Raw genomic sequence first — 19,158 nt, 5'->3', positions numbered from 1 at the left:
TGCCGGCCCGTCGTCGTGCGGGGACCGTTCAGATCTTGACCGGGTAGGTCGGGGTCGGGACCTCGGGCACGATCCGCTTCTCGACGAAGATCCCGTGCCACAGCAGGAAGACCAGCACCGCCCAGATCCGGCGGGAGTGGTCGACCGGGCCCTCGCGGTGCGCGTCGAGCATGCGGTGCACGGCCTGCAGGTCGATCAGGTGCCCGGCACCGGAGTTCTGCAGGATGTCGCGCGCCCAGGCGTACATCTCGTCGCGCAGCCAGTGCCGGATCGGCACCGGGAAGCCGAGCTTGGGCCGGTTGAGCACGTGCGGCGGGATGATGCCCTCGCAGGCCCGGCGCAGCGCGTACTTCGTGGTGCCGTTCGAGCCGTGGGTGATCTTCTGCGACTGCGGCAGCGACGAGGCGATGTCGAAGACCTCGGGGTCGAGGAACGGCACCCGCAGCTCCAGCGAGTGCGCCATCGTCATCTTGTCGGCCTTGACCAGGATGTCGCCGCGCAGCCAGGTGAACAGGTCCACGTGCTGCATCCGGGCGACCGGGTCCCAGTCGTGGCTGGCGAAGTAGTGCGGCGCCGTCACGTCCTGGTGCGACACCCGCGGGTCGTAGCCGCGCAGGACCTCGTGGAGCTGGTCGTCGCGGAAGATGCGGGCGTTGCCGTAGTAGCGCTGCTCCATCGACAGCGACCCGCGGCGCAGCAGGTCCTTGCCCCGCATGCCCTCGGGCATCTTGCGCGACGCCCGGCGCATGAGCGGCTTGAGCGTGCCGGGGACCTTCTCGAACGGCGACAGCGACAGCGGCTCGCGGTAGATCGAGTACCCGCCGAACAGCTCGTCGGCGCCCTCGCCGGACAGCACGACCTTGACGTGCTGGCGGGCCTCGCGGGCGATGAACCACAGCGGGACCAGCGCCGGGTCGGCGACCGGGTCGTCGAGGTACCAGATGATGAGCGGCAGGGCCTCCATCATCTCGTCCGGCTTGACGGTGCGGACCACGTGCCGCACGCCGATCGCGGCAGCGGACTCGGCGGCCACGTCGACCTCGGAGTAGCCCTCGCGCTCGAACCCGGTGGTGAAGGTGATCAGGTTCGGGTTGTGCTCCTTGGCGAGCGCCGCGATCGCGGTGGAGTCGATCCCGCCGGACAGGAACGCACCGACGGTCACGTCGGCCCGCATGTGCTTGGCGACCGAGTCGCGCAGCACGTCGGCGATCTCGCCGTGCACGATCGCCTCCGCCTCGGCGCTGGCCGGGGCGTGGCTGGGCAGCGAGATGAACTTCGGCGCGAAGTAGCGCTGGTGCAGCGGCTCCTCGCCGGGGCGCACGGTGACGTGCGTGCCGGACTCGACGCGCGAGATCATCCGGTGCAGCGACATCGGCTCGGGCACGTACTGCAGGGTCAGGTAGTGCTGCAGCGCGGCCGGCTCCAGGTCCAGCCCGATCTCCAGCTCACCGGCCAGCGACAGCAGCGACTTCTTCTCGCTGGCGAACGCGGTGCCGACCGGGGTGGTGGCCAGGAACAGCGGCTTGATACCGAACGGGTCGCGGGCCAGGAACAGCTCGCGCTCCACGACGTCCCAGATGGCGAAGGCGAACATGCCGCGCAGGCGCTGCACGGCGTCGGGGCCCCAGTAGTGGAACGCCGCGACGATGACCTCGCCGTCGCCGTCGGTGGCGAACGCCGCGTCGTAGGTCTCGATCAGCTCCTCACGGAGCTCGAGGTAGTTGTAGATCTCGCCGTTGAAGACGATGGTGTAGCGGGTGTCCTCGCCCGGCACCGGCCCCCAGTGCAGGGGTTGGTGGGAATGGTCCACGTCGATGATCGACAACCGGTTGAACCCGAGGACGAGGTCGTGGTCGTTCCACGTCTCGCTCTCGTCGGGTCCCCGGTGCCGCGCACAGCGCAGCCCGTCGGCGATCGGGTCGACCCGGGTCGCGGCGTCCGCCCCGGCGGTCAGCAATCCCAGCAGTCCGCACACACCGGTCAGTATGCCGAGTCAGCCGGACGGGTCTCGCGCGCCCCGGTGCGAAACGGTCTTCCCGCTGCGAGACTGCCTGTTTCCCCTGCGGCGGTGACGACGTTCACGCCCTGTCCGGGAACCCCCGGGGGGCGCGGCCCGACCGGGGTTCGTCTAGGCTCTACGCGAGGTCGAAGAAGGTGCTCCATACGGGTGGCACATGATCCCCTTCGACCGCGGTGTCGTGACGGCGGAGCAAGGAAGAACGTGCTGGCAGTGCGGCGTACGCAGGAGACGACAGGAAGGCGGCGTGCAGTGGCCCGAACCGAAGGCCGCTCCCGGATCGCCCGGGCGGCGAAGGTGGCCGTGGTCGGCCTGCTGGCGGCTCCGGCTCTGGCCGGTTGCTCGGTCCAGGAGGTCATCCGGTTCGGGTGGCCCGAGGGGGTGACCCCCGAGGCCGAGTCGATGCGCAACCTGTGGACCTGGTCCGCGATCGCGGCGCTGGTCGTCGGTGTCATCACCTGGGGCGCCATGTTCTGGGCGATGATCCTGCACCGGAAGCGCAAGGACGACGACGGCTCGCTGCCGCGCCAGACGCAGTACAACCTGCCGGTCGAGCTCGTCTTCACGGCGATCCCGACCGTCATCGTGGCCGTGCTCTTCGGCTTCACGGTGAACGTGCAGAACTACATCGACAAGGAGAACCCGACCGCGGGTGGCCCGGCCGACCTGCGGGTCGACATCGTCGGGTTCCAGTGGAACTGGGAGTTCTCCTACCCCGACGAGGCCGGCCAGGGCGGACGCCCGGTGAGCACGCTGGGGACGAGCGACACGATCCCGATCATGGTCCTCCCGACCGACCGGTCGATCCAGTTCACGCAGCGCTCGCCCGACGTGATCCACTCGTTCTACGTGCCGGAGTTCCTCTTCAAGCGCGACGTCTTCCCGTTCCCGGAGCGGAACGAGCAGGACAACACCTACATCATCGACCGGATCGACCGTGAGGGCGCGTTCGTCGGTCGCTGCGCCGAGCTGTGCGGCACGTACCACTCGCAGATGAACTTCGAGGTGCGTGCCCTGGAGCCCGCGCTGTTCGACCGGTACATCCAGCTCCGCAAGGAGACCAACCCGCAGACCGGGCAGGCCTACTCGACCGGCGAGGCGCTGCAGGCGCTGAACTGCGGCGAGTGGTGCGCGCCGGAGGCGATCAGCACGCAGCCGTTCTCGACCGACCGCGGCCAGCTGGCCGCGCAGGTCACGGGCTGAGGGAGGACGCGCACCCATGAAGATCGAGTCCCGGCTCTTCGAGATCGTCACCGGCTTCTTCATCCTGGCCGCGCTGGCGTACATGTTCATCGCCGGTGAGGTCGTCGGCGTGACCGCGCTGTGGCTGACCGCGGGTCTGTCGCTGATCGTCGGCACGTACTTCCGGTTCGTCTCCCGCCGCCTCGAGGAGCGCCCCGAGGACAACCCCGAGGCCGAGGTGTCCGACGGCGCCGGCGAGGTGGGCTTCTTCTCCGCCGGCAGCTACTGGCCGCTGGGCCTGGCCGCCGCGGCCGCCTTCGCCGCCCTGGGTGTGGCCTTCTGGTACGCCTGGATGATCGTCATCGGCATGACGCTGGTGCTGATCGCCGTCGGCGGCCTGGTGTTCGAGTACCACCGCGGTCCCGCCGCGCACTGACCACCACGCGAACCGGCCCCATCCCCGTTACCGGGGGTGGGGCCGTTCGTCGTTCCGGGGTGCTCAGGCGCTCGCGTGCCCGGCGGGGGTGCCGACGTAGTGCCGCTCGATGTCCTCGACGAGCGTGGGCCCGCCGGGCTGCCAGCCCAGCAGGGCGCGCGTCCGGTCGCTGCGGGCGACGACGTCGAGCCCGGCGAAGGTGCCCAGCCAGCCGAAGTGCTCGCTCGGGACCTCCCGCACCGGCACGCCCAGCCCGCGGCCGATCGCCCCGGCGATCTCGAGCATCGTCACGCCCTGCTCGCCCGCGGCGTGCAGCACCGTGCCGGCCGGGGCGGATTCGCAGGCCAGCCGGAACAGCCGGGCCGCGTCGCCGACGTGCACGGCGGGCCAGTGGTTGCCCCCGTCGCCGACGTGGCCGCTGACCCCGGTCCGCCGCGCGGTCTCGACGAGCACGGACACGAAGCCGGTGTCGCCCGCCCCGTGCACGGTCGGCGCCAGCCGGGCGCTCGCCGAGCGCACGCCCGCCGCCGCCAGGTCGAGGACCTCCCGCTCGGTGAGCATCCGGCCTGCCGCGGGGCTGTCGGTGGCGGGCAGGTCGTCCTCGTCGACGGGGGCGCCGGAGCCGTGCCCGGCGAGCCCGGAGGCGATGACGAGCGGGCGGTCGGTGCCCCGCAGCGGCGCGGCCAGCGCCGCGACGGCCGCGCGGTCCGCCGCGACCGCGGCCGGGAAGTCGCCGCCGAAGGCCAGGTCGTGCTTGAAGGCGAGGTGGACGACGCCGTCGACCTGCGACGCCGTGGTCGACAGCAGGTCGAGGTCGTCCAGGTCGCCGCGGACGACCTCGGCCCCTGCCGTGTCGAGGGCGGTCGCGCCGGCGTCGGAACGGGCCAGCCCGACGACCCGGTGGCCCGCGCCGAGGAGCTCGGGGACGAGGGCGGAGCCGATCCAGCCCGTCGCCCCGGTGACGAGGATGCGCATGAGGTGCCTCCGTGTGACCGTGATGACCAGTGATGTCATCTGGTGCCATCACTGTACACCGCGATGACACCAGGTGTCGTCACGTAGGCTCGGGGGATGGGCAGATGGGAGCCGGACGCCGCCGGGCGGCTGCGCGGAGCGGCGCTGGACCTGTTCGAGGAGCACGGCTTCGACGGCACGACGGTCGAGGACATCGCGTCCCGGGCCGGGGTCACCAAGCGGACCTTCTTCCGGCACTTCGCCGACAAGCGCGAGGTGCTGTTCGGCGGCGACTCCGGGGAGTCGTTCGTGTCGTTGTTCGCCGCGGGACTGGCCGCGGCGGACCCGGACCTGCCGCCGGAACGGGCGCTGACCGGTGCCCTCGAGCACGTCGCGGCCACGTTCGAGGGGCGGTGGGCGTTCGCGCGGCGCCGGCAGGGGGTGCTCGCGGCGAACGCGTCGCTGCGCGAACGGGAGCTGGTGAAGATGGAGTCCGTCGTGGGCGTGCTCACCGACGGTCTGCGCGCCCGCGGTGTGGCCGACCCCGCGGCGACCGTGGCGGCCGAGGCGGGCGCGGCGGTGTTCCGCACGGCGTTCGCGCGCTGGGTCTCCGCCGAGGAGGAGGGGGACCTCGCGGCCGAGGTCCGCACGGTGGCCGCCGCGCTGCGGGGCGTGGTCGCCGGGGGATGACCGGCGGTCCGGCCGGGCCGGACCGCCGGGGTGCGGTCAGCCCCGGGCGGCGCGGCCGAGCGCGTCGCGGGCGATGATGACCTGCTGGATCTGGCTGGTGCCCTCGTAGATCCGGAAGAGCCGGGCGTCGCGGTAGAACCGCTCGACGGCGACGCCGCGCATGTAGCCCGCCCCGCCGTGCACCTGCACCGCGCGGTCGGCGACCCGGCCCACCATCTCCGAGCAGAAGTACTTCGCGGCGGCGGGCCCGGAGACCATGTCGGTGCCGTCGTCGAAGCTGCGGGCGGCGTCGAGGACCAGGCCGCGGCCCGCGCGGGCGTCGGTCACCGAGTCCGCGACCAGGCCCTGGACCAGCTGGAACCGGGCGATCGGCTTGCCGCCCTGCTCGCGGGTCCTGGCGAACTCGACGGTCTCGTGGACCAGCCGGTCGGCCATCCCGACGCAGACCGCGCCGATGTGCAGCCGGCCGTGGGCGAGGCACTTCGCGGCGACGAGGAAACCCTTGTCGATGCCCTCCTCGCCGCCGACGACGTTCTCGAACGGGACGCGGACGTCGTCGAGGTACACGTCGGCGGTCCAGGCGCCGAACTGGCCCATCTTGTGGTCCTTCGGCCCGACCGACAGGCCGGGGGTGCCCTTCGGGACGAGGAAGGTCGAGATGCCGCGGTTGCCGGGGGCGTCCGGGTCGGTCCGTGCGAACACCATGATCACGTCGGCGACGGGGGAGTTGGTGATGTAGCGCTTGGAGCCGTTGAGGACCCAGCCGTCGCCGTCGCGGACGGCCCGGGTGGTGAGCGAGGAGGGGTCGGAGCCCGCGTCGGCCTCGGTCAGTCCGAACGAGGCGGTGACCTCGCCGGAGGCCAGCCGGGGCAGCCACTGCTTCTTCTGCTCCTCGGTGCCGCCCTCCAGCAGCACGTGCCCGGCGATGCCGTTGTTGGTGCCGAACAGCGAGCGCAGCGCGGGGGTCGTCCAGCCCAGCTCGAACGCGAGCCGGACCTCCTGCGAGGCGGTCAGGCCGAGGCCGCCGTACTGCTCGGGGATGGTGAAGCCGTAGAGGCCCATCTCCTTGCACTGGGCGACGATGCGCTCGGGGACGGCGTCCTCGGCGTCGATCCGCTCCTCCTGCGGCACCACCTCGGTGCGGATGAAGTCACGGACGGAGTCCAGGACGTCGATGAGGTCGGCGGGGTCCACGGGCACACCTTCTCGCGTCGTCGCGTCTGTTACCGAGGGGTAGCTCACCATGTCGCCCCCGTCCCACGCGACCCCGGCGGGGTGTTCGTCACCGCCTATCCTCGGGGTGCACCCGTGCCGCGCCGAGCAGGAGGACCGCATGTCCGAGGAGCCGGCCGACCGCGACGTCGCCACCCGCCCCCGCCCCGCCCCCGACGAGCCGGGCGGCAGCCCGCTGGACCCGCACCTGGTCCGCGCGCTGGAGGGCTGGGGCAACGGGGCGCTGCGCGAGTACCTGCTGCGCGACGGGGGCCTGCACCTCCCGCACCCGCCGGGCTGGCCGTCGTCGTGGCCGGGGCGCACCCGGCTCGGTGCCCAGATGGCCTACCTGCTGACCGGGCTGCCGCTGGCGGTCGTCAGCGGGGTCGTGGTCCTGGTCGGGCTGGTGCTGGGCGCGGGGACGTTCGTGATCTGGATCGGGCTGCCGATCACCGTCGGGCTGCTGGCCGCGGCGCGCGGGTTCGCCGAGCTGGAGCGCCGGGCCACCGAGGCCGCGACCGGCGGCCCGCTCCCGCCGCACCACTACCGGCCCAACCGCGGGCGCTCGCTGATGGGGCGGCTGTTCCGGGCCCTGGCCGACCCGCAGAGCTGGCGCGACGTCGCGCACGCCGTCACCGCGCTGCCGGTGCGGACGGTGACCGCGGCGGTCGCGCTGGTGTGGTCGGTCACCGGCCTGGGCGGGCTGTTCTACGTGTTCTGGCAGTGGTCGCTGCCGCGCGGGCCGAACAACTGGACGCTGTTCGGCTCGATCACCGGCATCGACTCCACCCTCGGCGACGTCGCGCTCAACACCGGGCTCGGCGTCCTGCTGCTGATGACCCTGCCGACGGTCGTGCGCTGGCTGACCGACATGCGTGCGCTGCTCGCCCGCGGCCTGCTCACCAACCAGACCGCCGCGCTGCGGGCCCGCGCACTGGCGCTGGCCGCCGGCCGCCGGGCGGCCGTCGCGGCCGAGGCGCAGACCCTGCGCCGGCTCGAACGCGACATCCACGACGGGCCGCAGCAGCGCCTGGTGCGGCTCGGCATGGACCTGGAGTCCGCCGTCCGGCGCCTCGACGACGACCCCGAGCGCGCCCGCCCGCTGCTGCACGAGGCCCTGGAGCAGAGCCGCGAGGCGCTCTCGGAGCTGCGCGCGCTGTCCCGGGGCATCGCGCCGCCGATCCTCGCCGACCGCGGGCTCGGCCCGGCGCTGCGGGCGGCCGCGGGGCGCTGCCCGGTCCCGGTCGACCTCGACGTCGGTCTCGCCGACGGCGCCCGGCTGCCCGCCCTGGTCGAGAACACCGCGTACTTCGTGGTGACCGAGGCACTCACCAACATCGCCAAGCACGCCGGCGCGACCGCGGTGACGGTCACCGTGACCGTCGACGAGACCCTGCTGCGGGTCGGCGTCCGCGACGACGGCCGCGGCGGCGCCCACCCGGGCAAGGGCCACGGCCTGGCCGGGCTCGCCGACCGGCTGGAGATCGTCGAGGGACGCCTGGAGGTCGACAGCCCGCCCGGTGGCCCGACCGTCCTGACCGCGGAGGTCCCGGTCGCCGGCCTGGGGGACGCGTGACCCAGGATGGGTCCATGACGATGCGGGTGGTCCTCGCCGAGGACTCGGTGCTGCTGCGCGAGGGCCTGGTCCGGCTGCTGGAGGAGGCGGACGCGACGGTGCTCGCCGCCGTCGGGGACGGCACCGCGCTCGTCGCCGCGGTGGAGGAGCACCAGCCCGAGGTGGCCGTCGTCGACGTCCGGATGCCGCCCTCGTTCACCGACGAGGGGCTGCGGGCCGCGCTGGAGATCCGCAGGCGGTTCCCGTCGGTCGGGATCCTGGTGCTGTCCCAGTACGTCGAGGAGTCCTACGCCACCGACCTGCTGGAGGCCGGCGGCGGGGTCGGGTACCTGCTCAAGGACCGCGTGTCCAAGCTCGCCGACCTCTCCGACGCGCTCGGCCGGGTCGCCGCGGGCGGCACCGTGCTGGACCCCGAGGTCGTCTCCGCGCTGCTCACCAAGCGCCGCCGGCGCGACCCCCTGGCCGAGCTGTCCCCGCGCGAGCGCGAGGTGCTGGAGCTCATGGCCCAGGGCCGCACCAACATCGCCATCGGGCGGCTCATGGTGATCACCCAGGGCGCGGTGGAGAAGCACATCTCCTCGATCTTCACCAAGCTCGGGCTGCCGCCGTCGTCGGACGACCACCGCCGCGTGATGGCGGTCCTGGCCTGGCTGGGCTAGACCGAGCGCAGGTCCAGCGCCAGCTCGGCGGGCCCGCCGTCGTCGACGGTCACCGGGATGCCCCAGTCCTGCTGGTAGCGGTGGCAGGCGGCGAACCCGTCCGACGGGTCGTCGCAGGCCGCCGCGGTCACCGCGACCTGCAGCACCCCGGCGCCGACGCCCGGGTCCAGGCGCAGCTCGCGGGTCAGCCCGGTCGCGGTGCCCCCGCCGGACAGCAGCAGCGACGGCGGGTCGGCCGCCACGGTCAGCGACGTCGGGTCGCCGTAGCGGTCGTCGAGGTGCTGCCCGGTGGGCGGGGCGAACCCGATCCGCAGCGCCACGCCCGGGGCGAGGGCCGTCGGGGTCCGCCGGACGACGTGGGCGTCGCCGGACACCAGCGACCCGGCCGGGACGGGCAGCCGTACCAGCCGGTGCGCCGCGGACTCGACGACGACCAGCGTCTCTCCGTCGACGAGCAGGTCCGACGGTTCGGCGAGCCCCTCGGCCAGCGTCGAGACCAGGTTCGTCGCCGGGTCGAATCGGCGCACGGCGCCGTTGTAGGTGTCGGCGACGGCGACCGAGCCGTCGGGCAGCACGGTCACCCCGAGCGGGTGCTGCAGCAGCGCCTGCGCGGCCGGGCCGTCGCGGTGCCCGAACTCGAACAGCCCCTGCCCGACGGCCGTCGCGACCGCGGCGCCGGGGCCGTCGCCGACCCGGCGCAGCGCGGAGATCTCGGAGTCGGCGACCCACAGCGTCCCGTCGGGGCCGGCGGCCAGCCCGGACGGCTGGGCGAAGAACGCCTCGTCGAACGCGCCGTCGCGCAGCCCCTCGTTGGTGGTCCCGGCCAGCACCCGGGCCTCGCCGGTGGCGGGGTCGAGGGTCCACAGCTGGTGCGGTCCCGCCATCGCGACGACGACCGTCCCGCCCCACCACGCCAGGTCCCACGGCGAGGACAGCAGCGCCGACGCGGCACCGACCGCGACCCGTTCGCGCAGCTGCCCGCCGGTCCCGGCCAGGGTGGACACGGTGCCGTCGGCCAGGTCGACCCGCCGGACCGCGTGGTTGACGGTGTCGGCGACCAGCACGGCGTCGCCGGAGGGGAGGACCAGCAGCCCCTGCGGCTCGGAGAACCGCGCCGTCGCCGCCGCGCCGTCGGTGAGCCCGCGCTCCCCGGACCCGATCCGGCGCACCTCGGTCTCCAGGTCGGGCTCCAGCTCGACGAGCTGGTGGTGGGCGGTGTCGGAGACGAGGAACGTGCCGCCGGGCAGCGCGACGAGCTTGCCGGGGAACCGCAGCGCGGTGCCCGGCGCGGGCGGCGGGACGTACGGGTCGTCCCCGCGACGCAGCCGGTCTCCGTGCGTGTCGACCAGCTCCCGGACCAGCGCGGCCAGCCCGGGGCCGTGGCCCTCGCCCGCCATCCGGGCGACGACGAACCCGTCCGGGTCGATGACGGCCAGGGTCGGCCAGGCGCGGGCGGCGTAGGCGTCCCAGGTGGTGAGCTCGGGGTCGTCGAGGACGGGGTGGGTGACGGCGTAGCGCTCCACGGCGGCCTCGACCGCGGCCGGGTCCGCCTCGTGCAGGAACTTCGGCGAGTGCACCCCGATGATCGTCAGGACGTCACCGAACTCGGCTTCGAGGGGCCGCAGCTCGTCGAGGGCGTGCAGGCAGTTGACGCAGCAGAACGTCCAGAAGTCGAGCACCACGATCCGCCCGCGCAGCCCGGCGAGGGTCACGTCCTCGCCGCCGGTGTTGAGCCACCGCCGTCCGCGCAGCTCGGGCGCCCGCACCTTCATCCGTTCACCAGCAATCACACCGGCCCCAACGACGGACCGGCGCGCGGGTGTTCCCCGACCACGCCACACTGATCGTCATGCCCGAGCTGCCCGAGGTGGAGAACGCACGCACGGTCCTCGCCGAGGCCGTCGGCCGCACGATCACCGCCGTCGACGACCGCGACGACTGGGTCTGCCGCCCGCACCGGCCCGGTGACATCGCCTCGGCGCTGAAGGGCGGGCGGCTCACCCGGGCGAACCGGATCGGCAAGACCATGTGGTGCGACACCGAGACCACCGACGGCGAGGCCGGGCCCGCGCTCGGCGTGCACCTCGGGATGGGCGGACGGATCGTCGTCACCAACTCCGACGGAGAGCGCATCGGCGGCGGCCCCGCCCGCCCCGACCGGCAGCCGCGCAAGGCCGAGTGGGACCGGTTCACCATGACCTTCGACGACGGCGGGCAGTTCCGGCTGTTCGACAAGCGCCGTCTCGGCCGGGTCCGGCTCGACCCCGACCTGTCCGGTCTCGGCCCCGACGCGGAGGGCATGAAGCCGGCCGAGTTCCGCGACCGGCTGCTGCGCGGCACGTCGGCGGTGAAGGCCCGGCTGCTCGACCAGTCCGTGCTGGCCGGCGTCGGGAACCTGCTGGCCGACGAGACGCTGTGGCAGGCGCGGATCTCGCCGAAGGTCCCGGTGCGTGACCTGACCCGCACCGACCTGGACCGGCTGCACCGCAACCTCGACCGCGCGCTGGAGCGGGCCATCGCGAACGGTGGCGTGCACACCGGTGAGGTCATCGAGCACCGGCACCCGGGCGGGCACTGCCCGCGCTGCGGCGCGGAGATGGTGCACGGGACCGTCGGCGGGCGGTCGACCTGGTGGTGCCCACAGGAGCAGGTCTGACCGGGGGCCGTGCACAATCACCCCATGCCGGACGCGTCCGACACCGCTCTGCTCTACCTCGACCGCGGCCTCGTGCGCGCCGACGACACCCCACCCGACCCCGCGGCCCAGCGCCGCGCCCATACCCTGGTGCGGACCGCCCGCGGTGCCCGGTGGGGCGTCCCGGTGCTGCTGCTCGTCGTGCTGGTGCTCGCGTTCACCCCAGTGGCGGGGACGGCGTATTGGGTGGCGGCCGTCGTCGTGCTGGTCGGGGTCGTGGCCGCGGTGCTGCTGCTGACCCGCGCCGCCGCCGTCGCGCACGCCACGGCGGGGCTCCCGGTGCCGATCGAGATCACCGGGAAGGTCGCGACCGCGATGCGTGCCGTGCTCGCGATGACCGGTGCGCTGCGCACCCACCGGAGGGCAGGCGGTGCCGCGGAGGGGGTCGCGCTGCTGCGGCAGTGGACGACGGCGACCGAGGCACTGCGCGCGGCGTGGCTGCCGACGACATCGGTGCCTGGCACGACCACGCCCGCACCCTCGCCGCGGCGGGGGAGCGGGCCACGCGCATCACCGGCGACCTGACCGGCGCCGGGACGCCGGACGGGGACCCCGCGGGCTGACCGGCGCCCGGACGGGGCCCGGCCGGGTCAGGCCGCGGCGGTGTCGGGTCGCCGGGTCCGCCTTGCGAGCACCAGCGACAGCACCGTCACCCCGGTGAACGCGAGCGCCGCGCCCAGCGTCCACCCGGCGAGCACGTCGGAGAGCCAGTGCACGCCCAGGTAGAGGCGGCTGAACCCGACGGCACCCGCCCACAGCACGGCGAACGCGGTGAGCAGCGTCCGCCCCCGGGAGCGCAGGACCGGCCACAGCGCCAGCACCAGCGCGGTCCACGCGGCGGCGACCATCGTCGCGTGCCCGGACGGCAGCGACTCGTTCGCGATGAACGTGACCTGCAGCTCCGCGGGCGGCCGCGGCCGGTCGATGAGCTGCTTGAGCACGGTGAACACCACGCTGGCGACGGGCGGCGTCGCGGCCAGGCACAGACCGGCGGCGGCCCGGCCCCGGAGCGCGAGCACCGCGCCCCCGACGAGCCCGACCGCGGTGCTCCCGACGGTGTTGCCGATCTCGGTGACGATCAGCGCCACCACGGTGACGCCCGGGACCCGGTCCGCGGCCAGCCCGACCGCGGTCGCGGTGTCCGCGGTCTGCAGCACCCCGGTCGCGGCCAGCGCGAGCAGCGCCGCCGCGAGGACGAGCAGCACCGCTGCGACCGGACCGGTGACGCGGGCCCGCAGCGGGGCCGACCGTGGATCGTTCACCGGCCGATTCTCTCCCGGCGGGACGACGGCCCGCCGGGAGAGGTGCGTCAGCGGCCGCGCCAGGCGCGGTAGCGGCCGATCAGCGCGGCGGTGGACGCGTCGAGACCGGCCTCGGCGGCGTCCGGCGGGTTCGGGCCGTGGAGCGCGGGGCCGAACTGCTTGGCCATGACCTTGCCGAGCTCGACGCCCCACTGGTCGAAGGAGTCGATGCCCCAGATCGTGCCCTCGACGAAGGTGACGTGCTCGTAGAAGGCGATGATCTGCCCGAGCACCGACGGGGTCAGCTTCTCGGCCAGGATCGTCGACGACGGCCGGTTGCCCGGCATCACCTTGTGCGGCACGACGTCGGCCGGAGTGCCCTCGGCCTCGATCTCCGCGGCGGTCTTGCCGAACGCCAGCGCCGCGGACTGGGCGAACAGGTTCGCCATGAACAGGTCGTGGGAGTCGGCCGCGTCCTCGCCGGGCAGGTCGTGGTGCGGGCGGGCGAAACCGATGAAGTCGCACGGCACGAGGCGGGTGCCCTGGTGCAGCAGCTGGTAGAACGCGTGCTGGCCGTTGGTGCCCGGCTCGCCCCAGAAGATCTCGCCGGTGGTCGTGGTGACCGGGGTGCCGTCGCCGCGCACGGACTTGCCGTTGGACTCCATGGTCAGCTGCTGCAGGTAGGCGGGCAGCCGGTGCAGGTACTGGGAGTACGGCAGCACCGCACGGGTGTCGGCGCCGAAGAAGTTCGCGTACCAGACGCCGAGCAGCCCGGAGATCACCGGCAGGTTCTGCTCGAGCGGGGTGCGCCGGAAGTGCTCGTCCATGGCGTGCATGCCGGCGAGGAACTCCGCGAAGTGCTCGCGGCCGATCGCGCACATCAGCGACAGCCCGATCGCCGAGTCCAGCGAGTAGCGGCCGCCGACCCAGTCCCAGAACCCGAACATGTTGTCGGTGGAGATGCCGAACTCCGACACCTTCTCCGCGTTCGTGGAGACCGCGGCGAAGTGCTTCGCGACGGCCCCGGTGTCGTCGGTCCCGAGCCCGGACAGCAGCCAGGACCGCGCGTTGCGGGCGTTGGTCAGCGTCTCCTGCGTGGTGAACGTCTTCGACGAGACGACGAACAGCGTGGTCGCCGGGGCGAGGTCGCGGGTCTTCTCGTACAGGTCGGTCGGGTCGATGTTGGACACGAACCGGCACTCGAGGTCGCGCTGGGCGTAGTCGCGCAGCGCCTCGTAGGCCATGACCGGGCCCAGGTCGGAGCCGCCGATTCCGATGTTGACCACCGTGCGGATCCGCTCCCCGGTGGACCCGGTCCACGCCCCGGAGCGCACGGCGTCGGTGAACTCGCCCATCCGATCCAGGACGGCGTGCACGTCGGCGACGACGTCCTGGCCGTCGACGGTGAGCGACGCGTCGCGCGGCAGCCGCAGCGCCGTGTGCAGGACGGCCCGGTCCTCGGAGGTGTTCACGTGCTCACCGGTGAACATCGCCTCGGTGCGGGCGGGCAGGCCGGCGGCCCGCGCCAGGTCCGTCAGCAACCCGACGGTCTCGCGGGTGATGCGGTGCTTGGAGTAGTCGAGCACCAGGTCGGCCCCGGTGGCGGTGAGCGCGCCGGCGCGATCGGGGTCGTCGTCGAACAGCGACCGCAGGTGCCGCGGCTCGACCTCCGCCGCGTGCTCGGTCAGCGCCGTCCATTCCGTGGTCGCCGTGATGTCGTGGCTGTTCGTGTCGGACACGACGGCCATCATTGCGCAGCGCGGGGGTCCGAGCGCGACGGCGCGACCCGGCGGCGCGTCACTGGGCCGCTCGGGCGTACCGCCCGTCGCGCGCAGGTTCGTGCGGGACGAGCGGCCTGTCCGGATCGCCGGGCTGCACCCCGCCCCGACCGTCGGTGATCCTGTGGCGGGTGCGTCGCCGGTCACTGCGACGTCCGGGTGATGCCCGCTCCGGCAGGGACACGCTGTGTGCCCGCGACCTGCGACGACGCGGGATCGGGGCGACCGCTCGACCGGTCGTGCCGTGTGGGCCACCGGCCACAGCGACCCCCGGTCGGGTGACACGCGGTGGCGTACATCTCGTCGCGTGCTGCGGCCGTCTCGTCGCGCAGTGTGGCTGATCCGGGCGGCGTAGCGCGTTCGTGCCTCTAGGGTCTTGTGCATTCCGTGGTGACGAGCTCACCCGCGGTGACCATCTCGTACCTGGAGGAACCGTGTACCGCTCCCTGACCGGAACCCCGCGCGACGTCGCGCTGCTCGTCGCCCGCCTGCTGCTGGCCTACATCATGGTCATGCACTCGTGGAAGAAGATCGACGCCGGTCTCTTCGACACCGCCGCCGTGTTCGCGAAGTTCGGCATCCCGCTGGCCATCGGCGCGGCCTCGTTCACGATCGTGGTCGAGCTCGTGTTCCCCCTCTCGGTCGCCCTCGGCGTCCGCATGGTCCTGCCCGGCGCGATGATGACCTTCGTGATGGCCGGCGCGATCTGGTTCGTCCACGGCAAGAACGGCCTGTTCATGGCCGACAACGGCTGGGCGCTCGTCGGCACGATCATCTGCGCCACGCTGATCCTGATGTCCACCGGCCCGGGCCGGTTCAGCGTCGACGAGCTCCTGTCCCGCCAGGCGGCCCGCCGCATGGAGCAGACCCAGGCGATCCCGCGCCAGACCGTCTCGGTCTGACCCGTACCTCCCGGCCCGCCCGCGCGCCCCGAAGCCGGGCGGGCCGGTGACCCTCCTCCCGGCCCGCCCGCGGGCGCGACCACGGCCCGCACCCCGACGCCACGGGGTGCGGGCCTCATCCGTGTCCGGCGCTAACCTCCGCGGGTGAGCCACGAGCGGACGACCGAGGGGCGGGCGCTGCCCCGGCTGACCGCGATCCGGTACGTGACCCCGCTGCGCGAGGGCGGGTCGCTTCCCGGGCTGATGGAGGCCGACGACCTCGGCACCTACGCGGTCAAGTTCACCGGCGCCGGGCAGGGCCGCCCGGTGCTGGTCAACGAGATCGTCTCCGGGGAGCTCGCCCGCGCGCTGGGTCTGCCCGTCCCGCGGATCGCGACGATCGTCGTCGACGGGACGCTCGGGCGCACCGAGCCCGACGAGGAGGTCCAGGAGCTGCTCCGGAACTCCGACGGGCTCAACCTGGCCGTCGACTTCCTGCCCGGCGCGCTCGACCTGGACCCGGTCGCGTTCGACGTCGGGCCCGGGTTCGCCGGCCGGGTGCTCTGGTTCGACGCGCTCGTCGGCAACGTCGACCGTTCCTGGCGCAACTCGAACATGCTGCTCTGGCACCGCAGGCCCTACCTGATCGACCACGGCGCGACGCTCACCTTCGCCCACGACTGGTCGGCCGCGCCGCGGTTCGCCCACCGCCCGTTCGACGCCGGTGACCACGTGCTGCTCGGCGCCCACCCCGACCTCGACGCCGCGGACACCGCACTCGCCCCGCTGGTCACCCCGGACCTGCTCGAGGGGGTGCTGGCGCTGGTCCCCGACGAGTGGATCGCCGACGTCGACGGCGTCGGGGCCCCCGACGCCGTGCGCGCCGCCTACGTGCAGGCGCTCGCGGCCCGGGTCGCGGCGCGCGGGGACTGGCTGCCGGGCGTCGCCGCGACGGTGGCGGCGGGCAGGCCGCGGCCGGTCGACCGTGCCCCACGCCGTCCGCCCTGGCTGCGGATCGGCGGAGTCGGCGGCGGTGAGGGCCGGTGAGCGGCCTCGTCGCCTACGAGTATGCGCTGCTGCGGGTCGTGCCGCGGGTGGAGCGCGGGGAGTCGATGAACGCCGGGGTGCTGCTGCACTGCCGGGCCCGCGACGTCCTCGCGGTGCGGGTCCACCTCGACCGCGCCCGGCTGGCCGCGCTCGACCCGGCCGCCGACGCCGACGCCGTCGACGAGCTGCTGGCGACCGTGGCCGCGGTGGCCGCGGTGCCCGAGCCGCCGCGCTCGGACCGGCACGCCACCGGCGCGCTGGCCGCCCGCGGGCCCGGCGCGGGGGAGGACATCGGACGCCGCTTCCGGCGTCTCACCACCGCGCGCAGCACCATCGTGTGCCCCGGCCCGGTCCACACCGGACTCACCGCGGACCCGGCCGCGGAGGCCGAACGGCTGCTGGCCCGGCTCGTGCTGCCGCTGTCGCAGGACACGGCTCCGGCCGGTGCCCCCGGAACGCACGACGGCGCCGCCCGGTGACCGGTGCGGCGCCGTCGGGTGTGGACGGTCTCAGGAGGAGGCGGCCCGTCCGGCCTTCTCGATCGAGTCCGCGAGCTGGTCCTCGCTGAGCATCGGGAAGAAGCCGCGGAAGTCCTGGTCCTGCACGCCGCTCCAGTCGTAGACCTGGGTGACCGTCGTGCCGTCGCCCTCGGGCGCGAGGTGCCAGGTGTAGGTGTGGCCCTCGGCGCGGACGTCGCCGATCGTGTCCTTCTTCGCGTCGATCGGGTGCAGCGACGGCGCCCAGCCGATCACGCGGTCCTTCTCGAAGGACGTGACGGTGTTCTTCATCTGGTAGTCGCCGAGGTCGCCGTTGTGCATGTTCATCACGAACTCGTCGCCGACACCGCTGATCTCCGTCGAGCCCTCGACGCCCCGCAGCATGTCGGCGCCGTCGATCTCCTGGTGCCGGGTGGGGGTCGACAGCAGCGCGAACAGCTGCTGCGGGGTGGCGGACACGGTGCGGGTGACGGTGATCTGGTCGCTCACGGGTTCCTCTCCCACCGGTCGTCGTCGACGGCGCCGGGGTGCGCCGGACGCGACCGGTCATGATCAGGGGAGAGGTGCCCGCAATCGTCGCGCCCGAAACGGGGGTGGTCGGCGCGGGGGGCGATCATGTTGCATCGGGGGATGACCGACGCACACGACGGGGTGGACCCGGTCGCCCTGACCCGCTGGCTGGCCGCCGAGGTGCCGCAGGTCGAGCTCGGCGACGGCCCGGTGGCCGTGGAGCGGATCTCCGGCGGGCACTCCAACCTGACCTTCCGGGTCACCGACGCCCGCGGCACGCCGTACGCGCTGCGCCGCCCGCCGACCGGGGGTGTGCTCGCCACCGCGCACGACATGGGCCGGGAGTGGCGCTTCCTGACCGCGCTGGCCGGCACCGCGGTCCCGGTGCCGGAGCCGGTCGCCCTGTGCGCGGACACCGCGGTGCTGGGCGCCGGCTTCTACCTGATGGGCTGGGTGGACGGGGTGGTACCGGGGGACCGTGCCGCGGGCGAGGCCGTCCCGGAACCGGAGCGGCGGGCCTATGGTCTCGACACCGCCGAGGTGCTCGCGGCGCTGCACGCCGTCGACCCGGCCGAGGTGGGGCTCGGCGACCTGCAGCGGCCCGGCCGCTACCTGGAACGGCAGCTGCGCCGCTGGCACCGGCAGGCGCACGCGGGCGCGTTCACCGACCTCGCCGCGCTCGACGCCGCACACGCCGCGCTGGTCGAGGCGATGCCGCCGGAGCCGGCCGGCGGGCCGCGGATCGCGCACGGCGACTTCCGGCCGGGGAACCTGTCGTTCCGCGGCGGCCGGATCACCGGCGTCTTCGACTGGGAGCTCGCGGCCCTGGGAGAGCCGCTGGCCGACCTGGGGTGGCTGCTGGCGTCCTGGGAGCGTCCGGGCGACACGCTGCCCGCGATCACCAGCGGCCCGACCGCGGCGCCCGGCTGGCCCGACCGCGACCTCGTCGCCACCCGCTACGCCGAGCGCTCCGGGCGCGCGCTGGACCAGCTGCCGTACTGGGTGGCGTTCGCGCACTGGCGCTGTGCCTGCATCGGGACCGGGGTCTGGACGCGCTACGCCCAGGGCAACATGGGCTCGGACGCCGAGTCCGGGGAGGCCCTGGAGCGCCGTCGTGAGCGCGTGGTCGCCGACGCGGAGGCCGCGCTCGCCGCGTTGCGGCGCGGGCCGACGGGGCGTCCTCGCGGGGCGTAGTCTGCTGCCCACCACAGGTGATCACCCGGGCCCGGGTGGTCCCCGTCGCGCCGCGCCACACCGACGCCGCGCACGGCCCGTCCGCGACCGGGGGAGTACGACGATGTCCGAGGCCGACGACCGCACCCGAGAGATGAGCCGGGAGACCGCCCGGCCGCGTCCCCGCAGCGGGGTGAACCCCGGTCGGCTGTGGGCCGGCGGTGTGGCGACGGCGGTGATCGCCGCGTTGATCGCCCTGGTGGGGCTGCTGATCCTGCAGGTCCTGCTGCAGATCCCGTACCTGGCCCCGGCCGTCTCCGAGCCGCTCGACGGCTGGGCCGCGGCGCAGAGCCTCGCGATCTGGGCGGCGGTCGCCGGGCTGGCGGCCACCGGGCTCGCGCACCTGCTGCTGGTCGCGGTGCCGAGCCCGATGTCCTACTTCGGCTGGATCGCGGGGCTGCTCACCGCGCTGGCCGCGGTGTCCCCGCTGATCCTCACCGAGCAACCCTGGACCGTCCGCATCGCCACCGCGGTGATCCACCTCGTGATCGGGATGTCGATCATCAGCCTGGTGACGACGACGGTCACCAGCGCCACCAACCGGGCCTGA

General features: G+C 73.9%; 19 protein-coding genes. 12 read left to right on the top strand and 7 right to left on the bottom strand.

Annotation, left to right across the window (positions count from 1 at the left end; translation table 11 throughout):
- Positions 1–28 precede the first annotated feature (28 nt).
- Positions 29–1,975, bottom strand: coding sequence for an asparagine synthase (glutamine-hydrolyzing) (gene asnB, locus KPL60_RS14435; protein WP_043282739.1), 1,947 nt, complete (start codon positions 1,973–1,975; stop codon positions 29–31).
- 294 nt (positions 1,976–2,269) lie between these two features.
- Between asnB and KPL60_RS14430 the strand changes: the two genes are divergently transcribed.
- Together KPL60_RS14430 and KPL60_RS14425 are read left to right on the top strand one after the other, a co-directional pair.
- Positions 2,270–3,220 carry a cytochrome c oxidase subunit II gene (locus tag KPL60_RS14430; protein WP_226357677.1) on the top strand — a complete coding sequence of 317 codons (951 nt, stop codon included), beginning with the start codon at positions 2,270–2,272 and terminating at the stop codon, positions 3,218–3,220.
- A 16-nt stretch (positions 3,221–3,236) separates the two neighbouring features.
- Entirely contained in the window at positions 3,237–3,635 is a 399-nt protein-coding gene (locus KPL60_RS14425) for a cytochrome c oxidase subunit 4 (protein ID WP_062395961.1), read from the top strand.
- 63 nt (positions 3,636–3,698) lie between these two features.
- Here the strand turns inward: KPL60_RS14425 and KPL60_RS14420 are convergent, their stop codons facing one another.
- Positions 3,699–4,610, bottom strand: a complete 912-nt coding sequence (locus tag KPL60_RS14420) for an NAD-dependent epimerase/dehydratase family protein (protein WP_226366148.1) — start codon at positions 4,608–4,610, stop codon at positions 3,699–3,701.
- 96 nt (positions 4,611–4,706) lie between these two features.
- Here KPL60_RS14420 and KPL60_RS14415 point away from each other — a divergent pair, with 96 nt between their 5' ends.
- A complete protein-coding gene (locus tag KPL60_RS14415) occupies positions 4,707–5,279 on the top strand; it encodes a TetR family transcriptional regulator (RefSeq protein WP_226366147.1) in 573 nt (190 codons plus the stop codon).
- 36 nt (positions 5,280–5,315) lie between these two features.
- On the opposite strand, the gene KPL60_RS14410 is transcribed toward KPL60_RS14415, so the two are convergent.
- Positions 5,316–6,473 carry an acyl-CoA dehydrogenase family protein gene (locus KPL60_RS14410; protein WP_226357674.1) on the bottom strand — a complete coding sequence of 386 codons (1,158 nt, stop codon included), beginning with the start codon at positions 6,471–6,473 and terminating at the stop codon, positions 5,316–5,318.
- Positions 6,474–6,612: 139 nt separating this feature from the next.
- Here KPL60_RS14410 and KPL60_RS14405 point away from each other — a divergent pair, with 139 nt between their 5' ends.
- Positions 6,613–8,067, top strand: coding sequence for a sensor histidine kinase (locus KPL60_RS14405; RefSeq protein ID WP_226357673.1), 1,455 nt, complete (start codon positions 6,613–6,615; stop codon positions 8,065–8,067).
- Positions 8,068–8,087: 20 nt separating this feature from the next.
- Entirely contained in the window at positions 8,088–8,726 is a 639-nt protein-coding gene (locus KPL60_RS14400) for a response regulator transcription factor (protein WP_226358027.1), read from the top strand.
- Here the strand turns inward: KPL60_RS14400 and KPL60_RS14395 are convergent.
- Positions 8,723–10,498, bottom strand: coding sequence for an NHL domain-containing thioredoxin family protein (locus KPL60_RS14395; protein WP_226366146.1), 1,776 nt, complete (start codon positions 10,496–10,498; stop codon positions 8,723–8,725). The genes KPL60_RS14400 and KPL60_RS14395 overlap by 4 nt on opposite strands.
- 77 nt (positions 10,499–10,575) lie before the next feature.
- On the opposite strand from KPL60_RS14395, the gene KPL60_RS14390 reads away from it, so the two are divergent.
- Both KPL60_RS14390 and KPL60_RS14385 read left to right on the top strand, forming a co-directional pair.
- Positions 10,576–11,382 (top strand): Fpg/Nei family DNA glycosylase, encoded by an 807-nt coding sequence (locus KPL60_RS14390; protein WP_226366145.1) that lies wholly within the window; start codon positions 10,576–10,578, stop codon positions 11,380–11,382.
- Between the two features lie 24 nt (positions 11,383–11,406).
- Entirely contained in the window at positions 11,407–11,946 is a 540-nt protein-coding gene (locus KPL60_RS14385) for a hypothetical protein (protein WP_226366144.1), read from the top strand.
- 65 nt (positions 11,947–12,011) lie between these two features.
- Here the strand turns inward: KPL60_RS14385 and KPL60_RS34670 are convergent, their stop codons facing one another.
- Positions 12,012–12,683, bottom strand: coding sequence for a phosphatase PAP2 family protein (locus tag KPL60_RS34670; RefSeq protein ID WP_226366143.1), 672 nt, complete (start codon positions 12,681–12,683; stop codon positions 12,012–12,014).
- Positions 12,684–12,730: 47 nt separating this feature from the next.
- A complete protein-coding gene (pgi, locus tag KPL60_RS14375) occupies positions 12,731–14,401 on the bottom strand; it encodes a glucose-6-phosphate isomerase (protein ID WP_374228675.1) in 1,671 nt (556 codons plus the stop codon).
- Positions 14,402–14,874: 473 nt separating this feature from the next.
- On the opposite strand from pgi, the gene KPL60_RS14370 reads away from it, so the two are divergent.
- The 3 genes from KPL60_RS14370 (at position 14,875) to KPL60_RS14360 (ending at position 16,847) form a co-directional block, all read left to right on the top strand.
- Positions 14,875–15,342 carry a DoxX family protein gene (locus KPL60_RS14370; RefSeq protein ID WP_226366141.1) on the top strand — a complete coding sequence of 156 codons (468 nt, stop codon included), beginning with the start codon at positions 14,875–14,877 and terminating at the stop codon, positions 15,340–15,342.
- Positions 15,343–15,486: 144 nt separating this feature from the next.
- Positions 15,487–16,368 (top strand): HipA family kinase, encoded by an 882-nt coding sequence (locus KPL60_RS14365; RefSeq protein WP_226357667.1) that lies wholly within the window; start codon positions 15,487–15,489, stop codon positions 16,366–16,368.
- Positions 16,365–16,847: a DUF3037 domain-containing protein gene (locus KPL60_RS14360; protein ID WP_226357666.1), complete on the top strand. Its 483-nt coding sequence runs from the start codon at positions 16,365–16,367 to the stop codon at positions 16,845–16,847. Before KPL60_RS14365 ends, KPL60_RS14360 begins: the two co-directional genes overlap by 4 nt.
- Positions 16,848–16,877: 30 nt before the next feature.
- On the opposite strand, the gene KPL60_RS14355 is transcribed toward KPL60_RS14360, so the two are convergent.
- Complete coding sequence (locus KPL60_RS14355) at positions 16,878–17,354, bottom strand: SRPBCC family protein (protein WP_226357665.1); 477 nt, start codon at positions 17,352–17,354, stop codon at positions 16,878–16,880.
- 141 nt (positions 17,355–17,495) lie between these two features.
- Here KPL60_RS14355 and KPL60_RS14350 point away from each other — a divergent pair, with 141 nt between their 5' ends.
- Positions 17,496–18,569 carry a phosphotransferase family protein gene (locus KPL60_RS14350; protein ID WP_226366140.1) on the top strand — a complete coding sequence of 358 codons (1,074 nt, stop codon included), beginning with the start codon at positions 17,496–17,498 and terminating at the stop codon, positions 18,567–18,569.
- Positions 18,570–18,672: 103 nt separating this feature from the next.
- Entirely contained in the window at positions 18,673–19,158 is a 486-nt protein-coding gene (locus tag KPL60_RS14345; protein WP_062395952.1) for a DUF6069 family protein, read from the top strand.

It is taken from the genome of Pseudonocardia sp. ICBG162, assembly GCF_020496225.1.
GTDB classification, from domain to species: Bacteria; Actinomycetota; Actinomycetes; order Mycobacteriales; family Pseudonocardiaceae; genus Pseudonocardia; species Pseudonocardia alni.
This window is presented reverse-complemented; position numbering and strand designations above follow the sequence as displayed.

What these genes read in the sequence shown, in the direction of transcription:
- KPL60_RS14425 (WP_062395961.1), top strand. Translation starts at nt 3,237, where the DNA reads ATGAAGATCGAGTCCCGGCTCTTCGAGATCGTCACCGGCTTCTTCATC.
- KPL60_RS14420 (WP_226366148.1), bottom strand. Translation starts at nt 4,610, where the DNA reads ATGCGCATCCTCGTCACCGGGGCGACGGGCTGGATCGGCTCCGCCCTC.
- KPL60_RS14415 (WP_226366147.1), top strand. Translation starts at nt 4,707, where the DNA reads ATGGGCAGATGGGAGCCGGACGCCGCCGGGCGGCTGCGCGGAGCGGCG.
- KPL60_RS14405 (WP_226357673.1), top strand. Translation starts at nt 6,613, where the DNA reads ATGTCCGAGGAGCCGGCCGACCGCGACGTCGCCACCCGCCCCCGCCCC.
- KPL60_RS14400 (WP_226358027.1), top strand. Translation starts at nt 8,088, where the DNA reads ATGCGGGTGGTCCTCGCCGAGGACTCGGTGCTGCTGCGCGAGGGCCTG.
- KPL60_RS14395 (WP_226366146.1), bottom strand. Translation starts at nt 10,498, where the DNA reads ATGAAGGTGCGGGCGCCCGAGCTGCGCGGACGGCGGTGGCTCAACACC.
- KPL60_RS14390 (WP_226366145.1), top strand. Translation starts at nt 10,576, where the DNA reads ATGCCCGAGCTGCCCGAGGTGGAGAACGCACGCACGGTCCTCGCCGAG.
- KPL60_RS14385 (WP_226366144.1), top strand. Translation starts at nt 11,407, where the DNA reads ATGCCGGACGCGTCCGACACCGCTCTGCTCTACCTCGACCGCGGCCTC.
- KPL60_RS14350 (WP_226366140.1), top strand. Translation starts at nt 17,496, where the DNA reads ATGACCGACGCACACGACGGGGTGGACCCGGTCGCCCTGACCCGCTGG.
- KPL60_RS14345 (WP_062395952.1), top strand. Translation starts at nt 18,673, where the DNA reads ATGTCCGAGGCCGACGACCGCACCCGAGAGATGAGCCGGGAGACCGCC.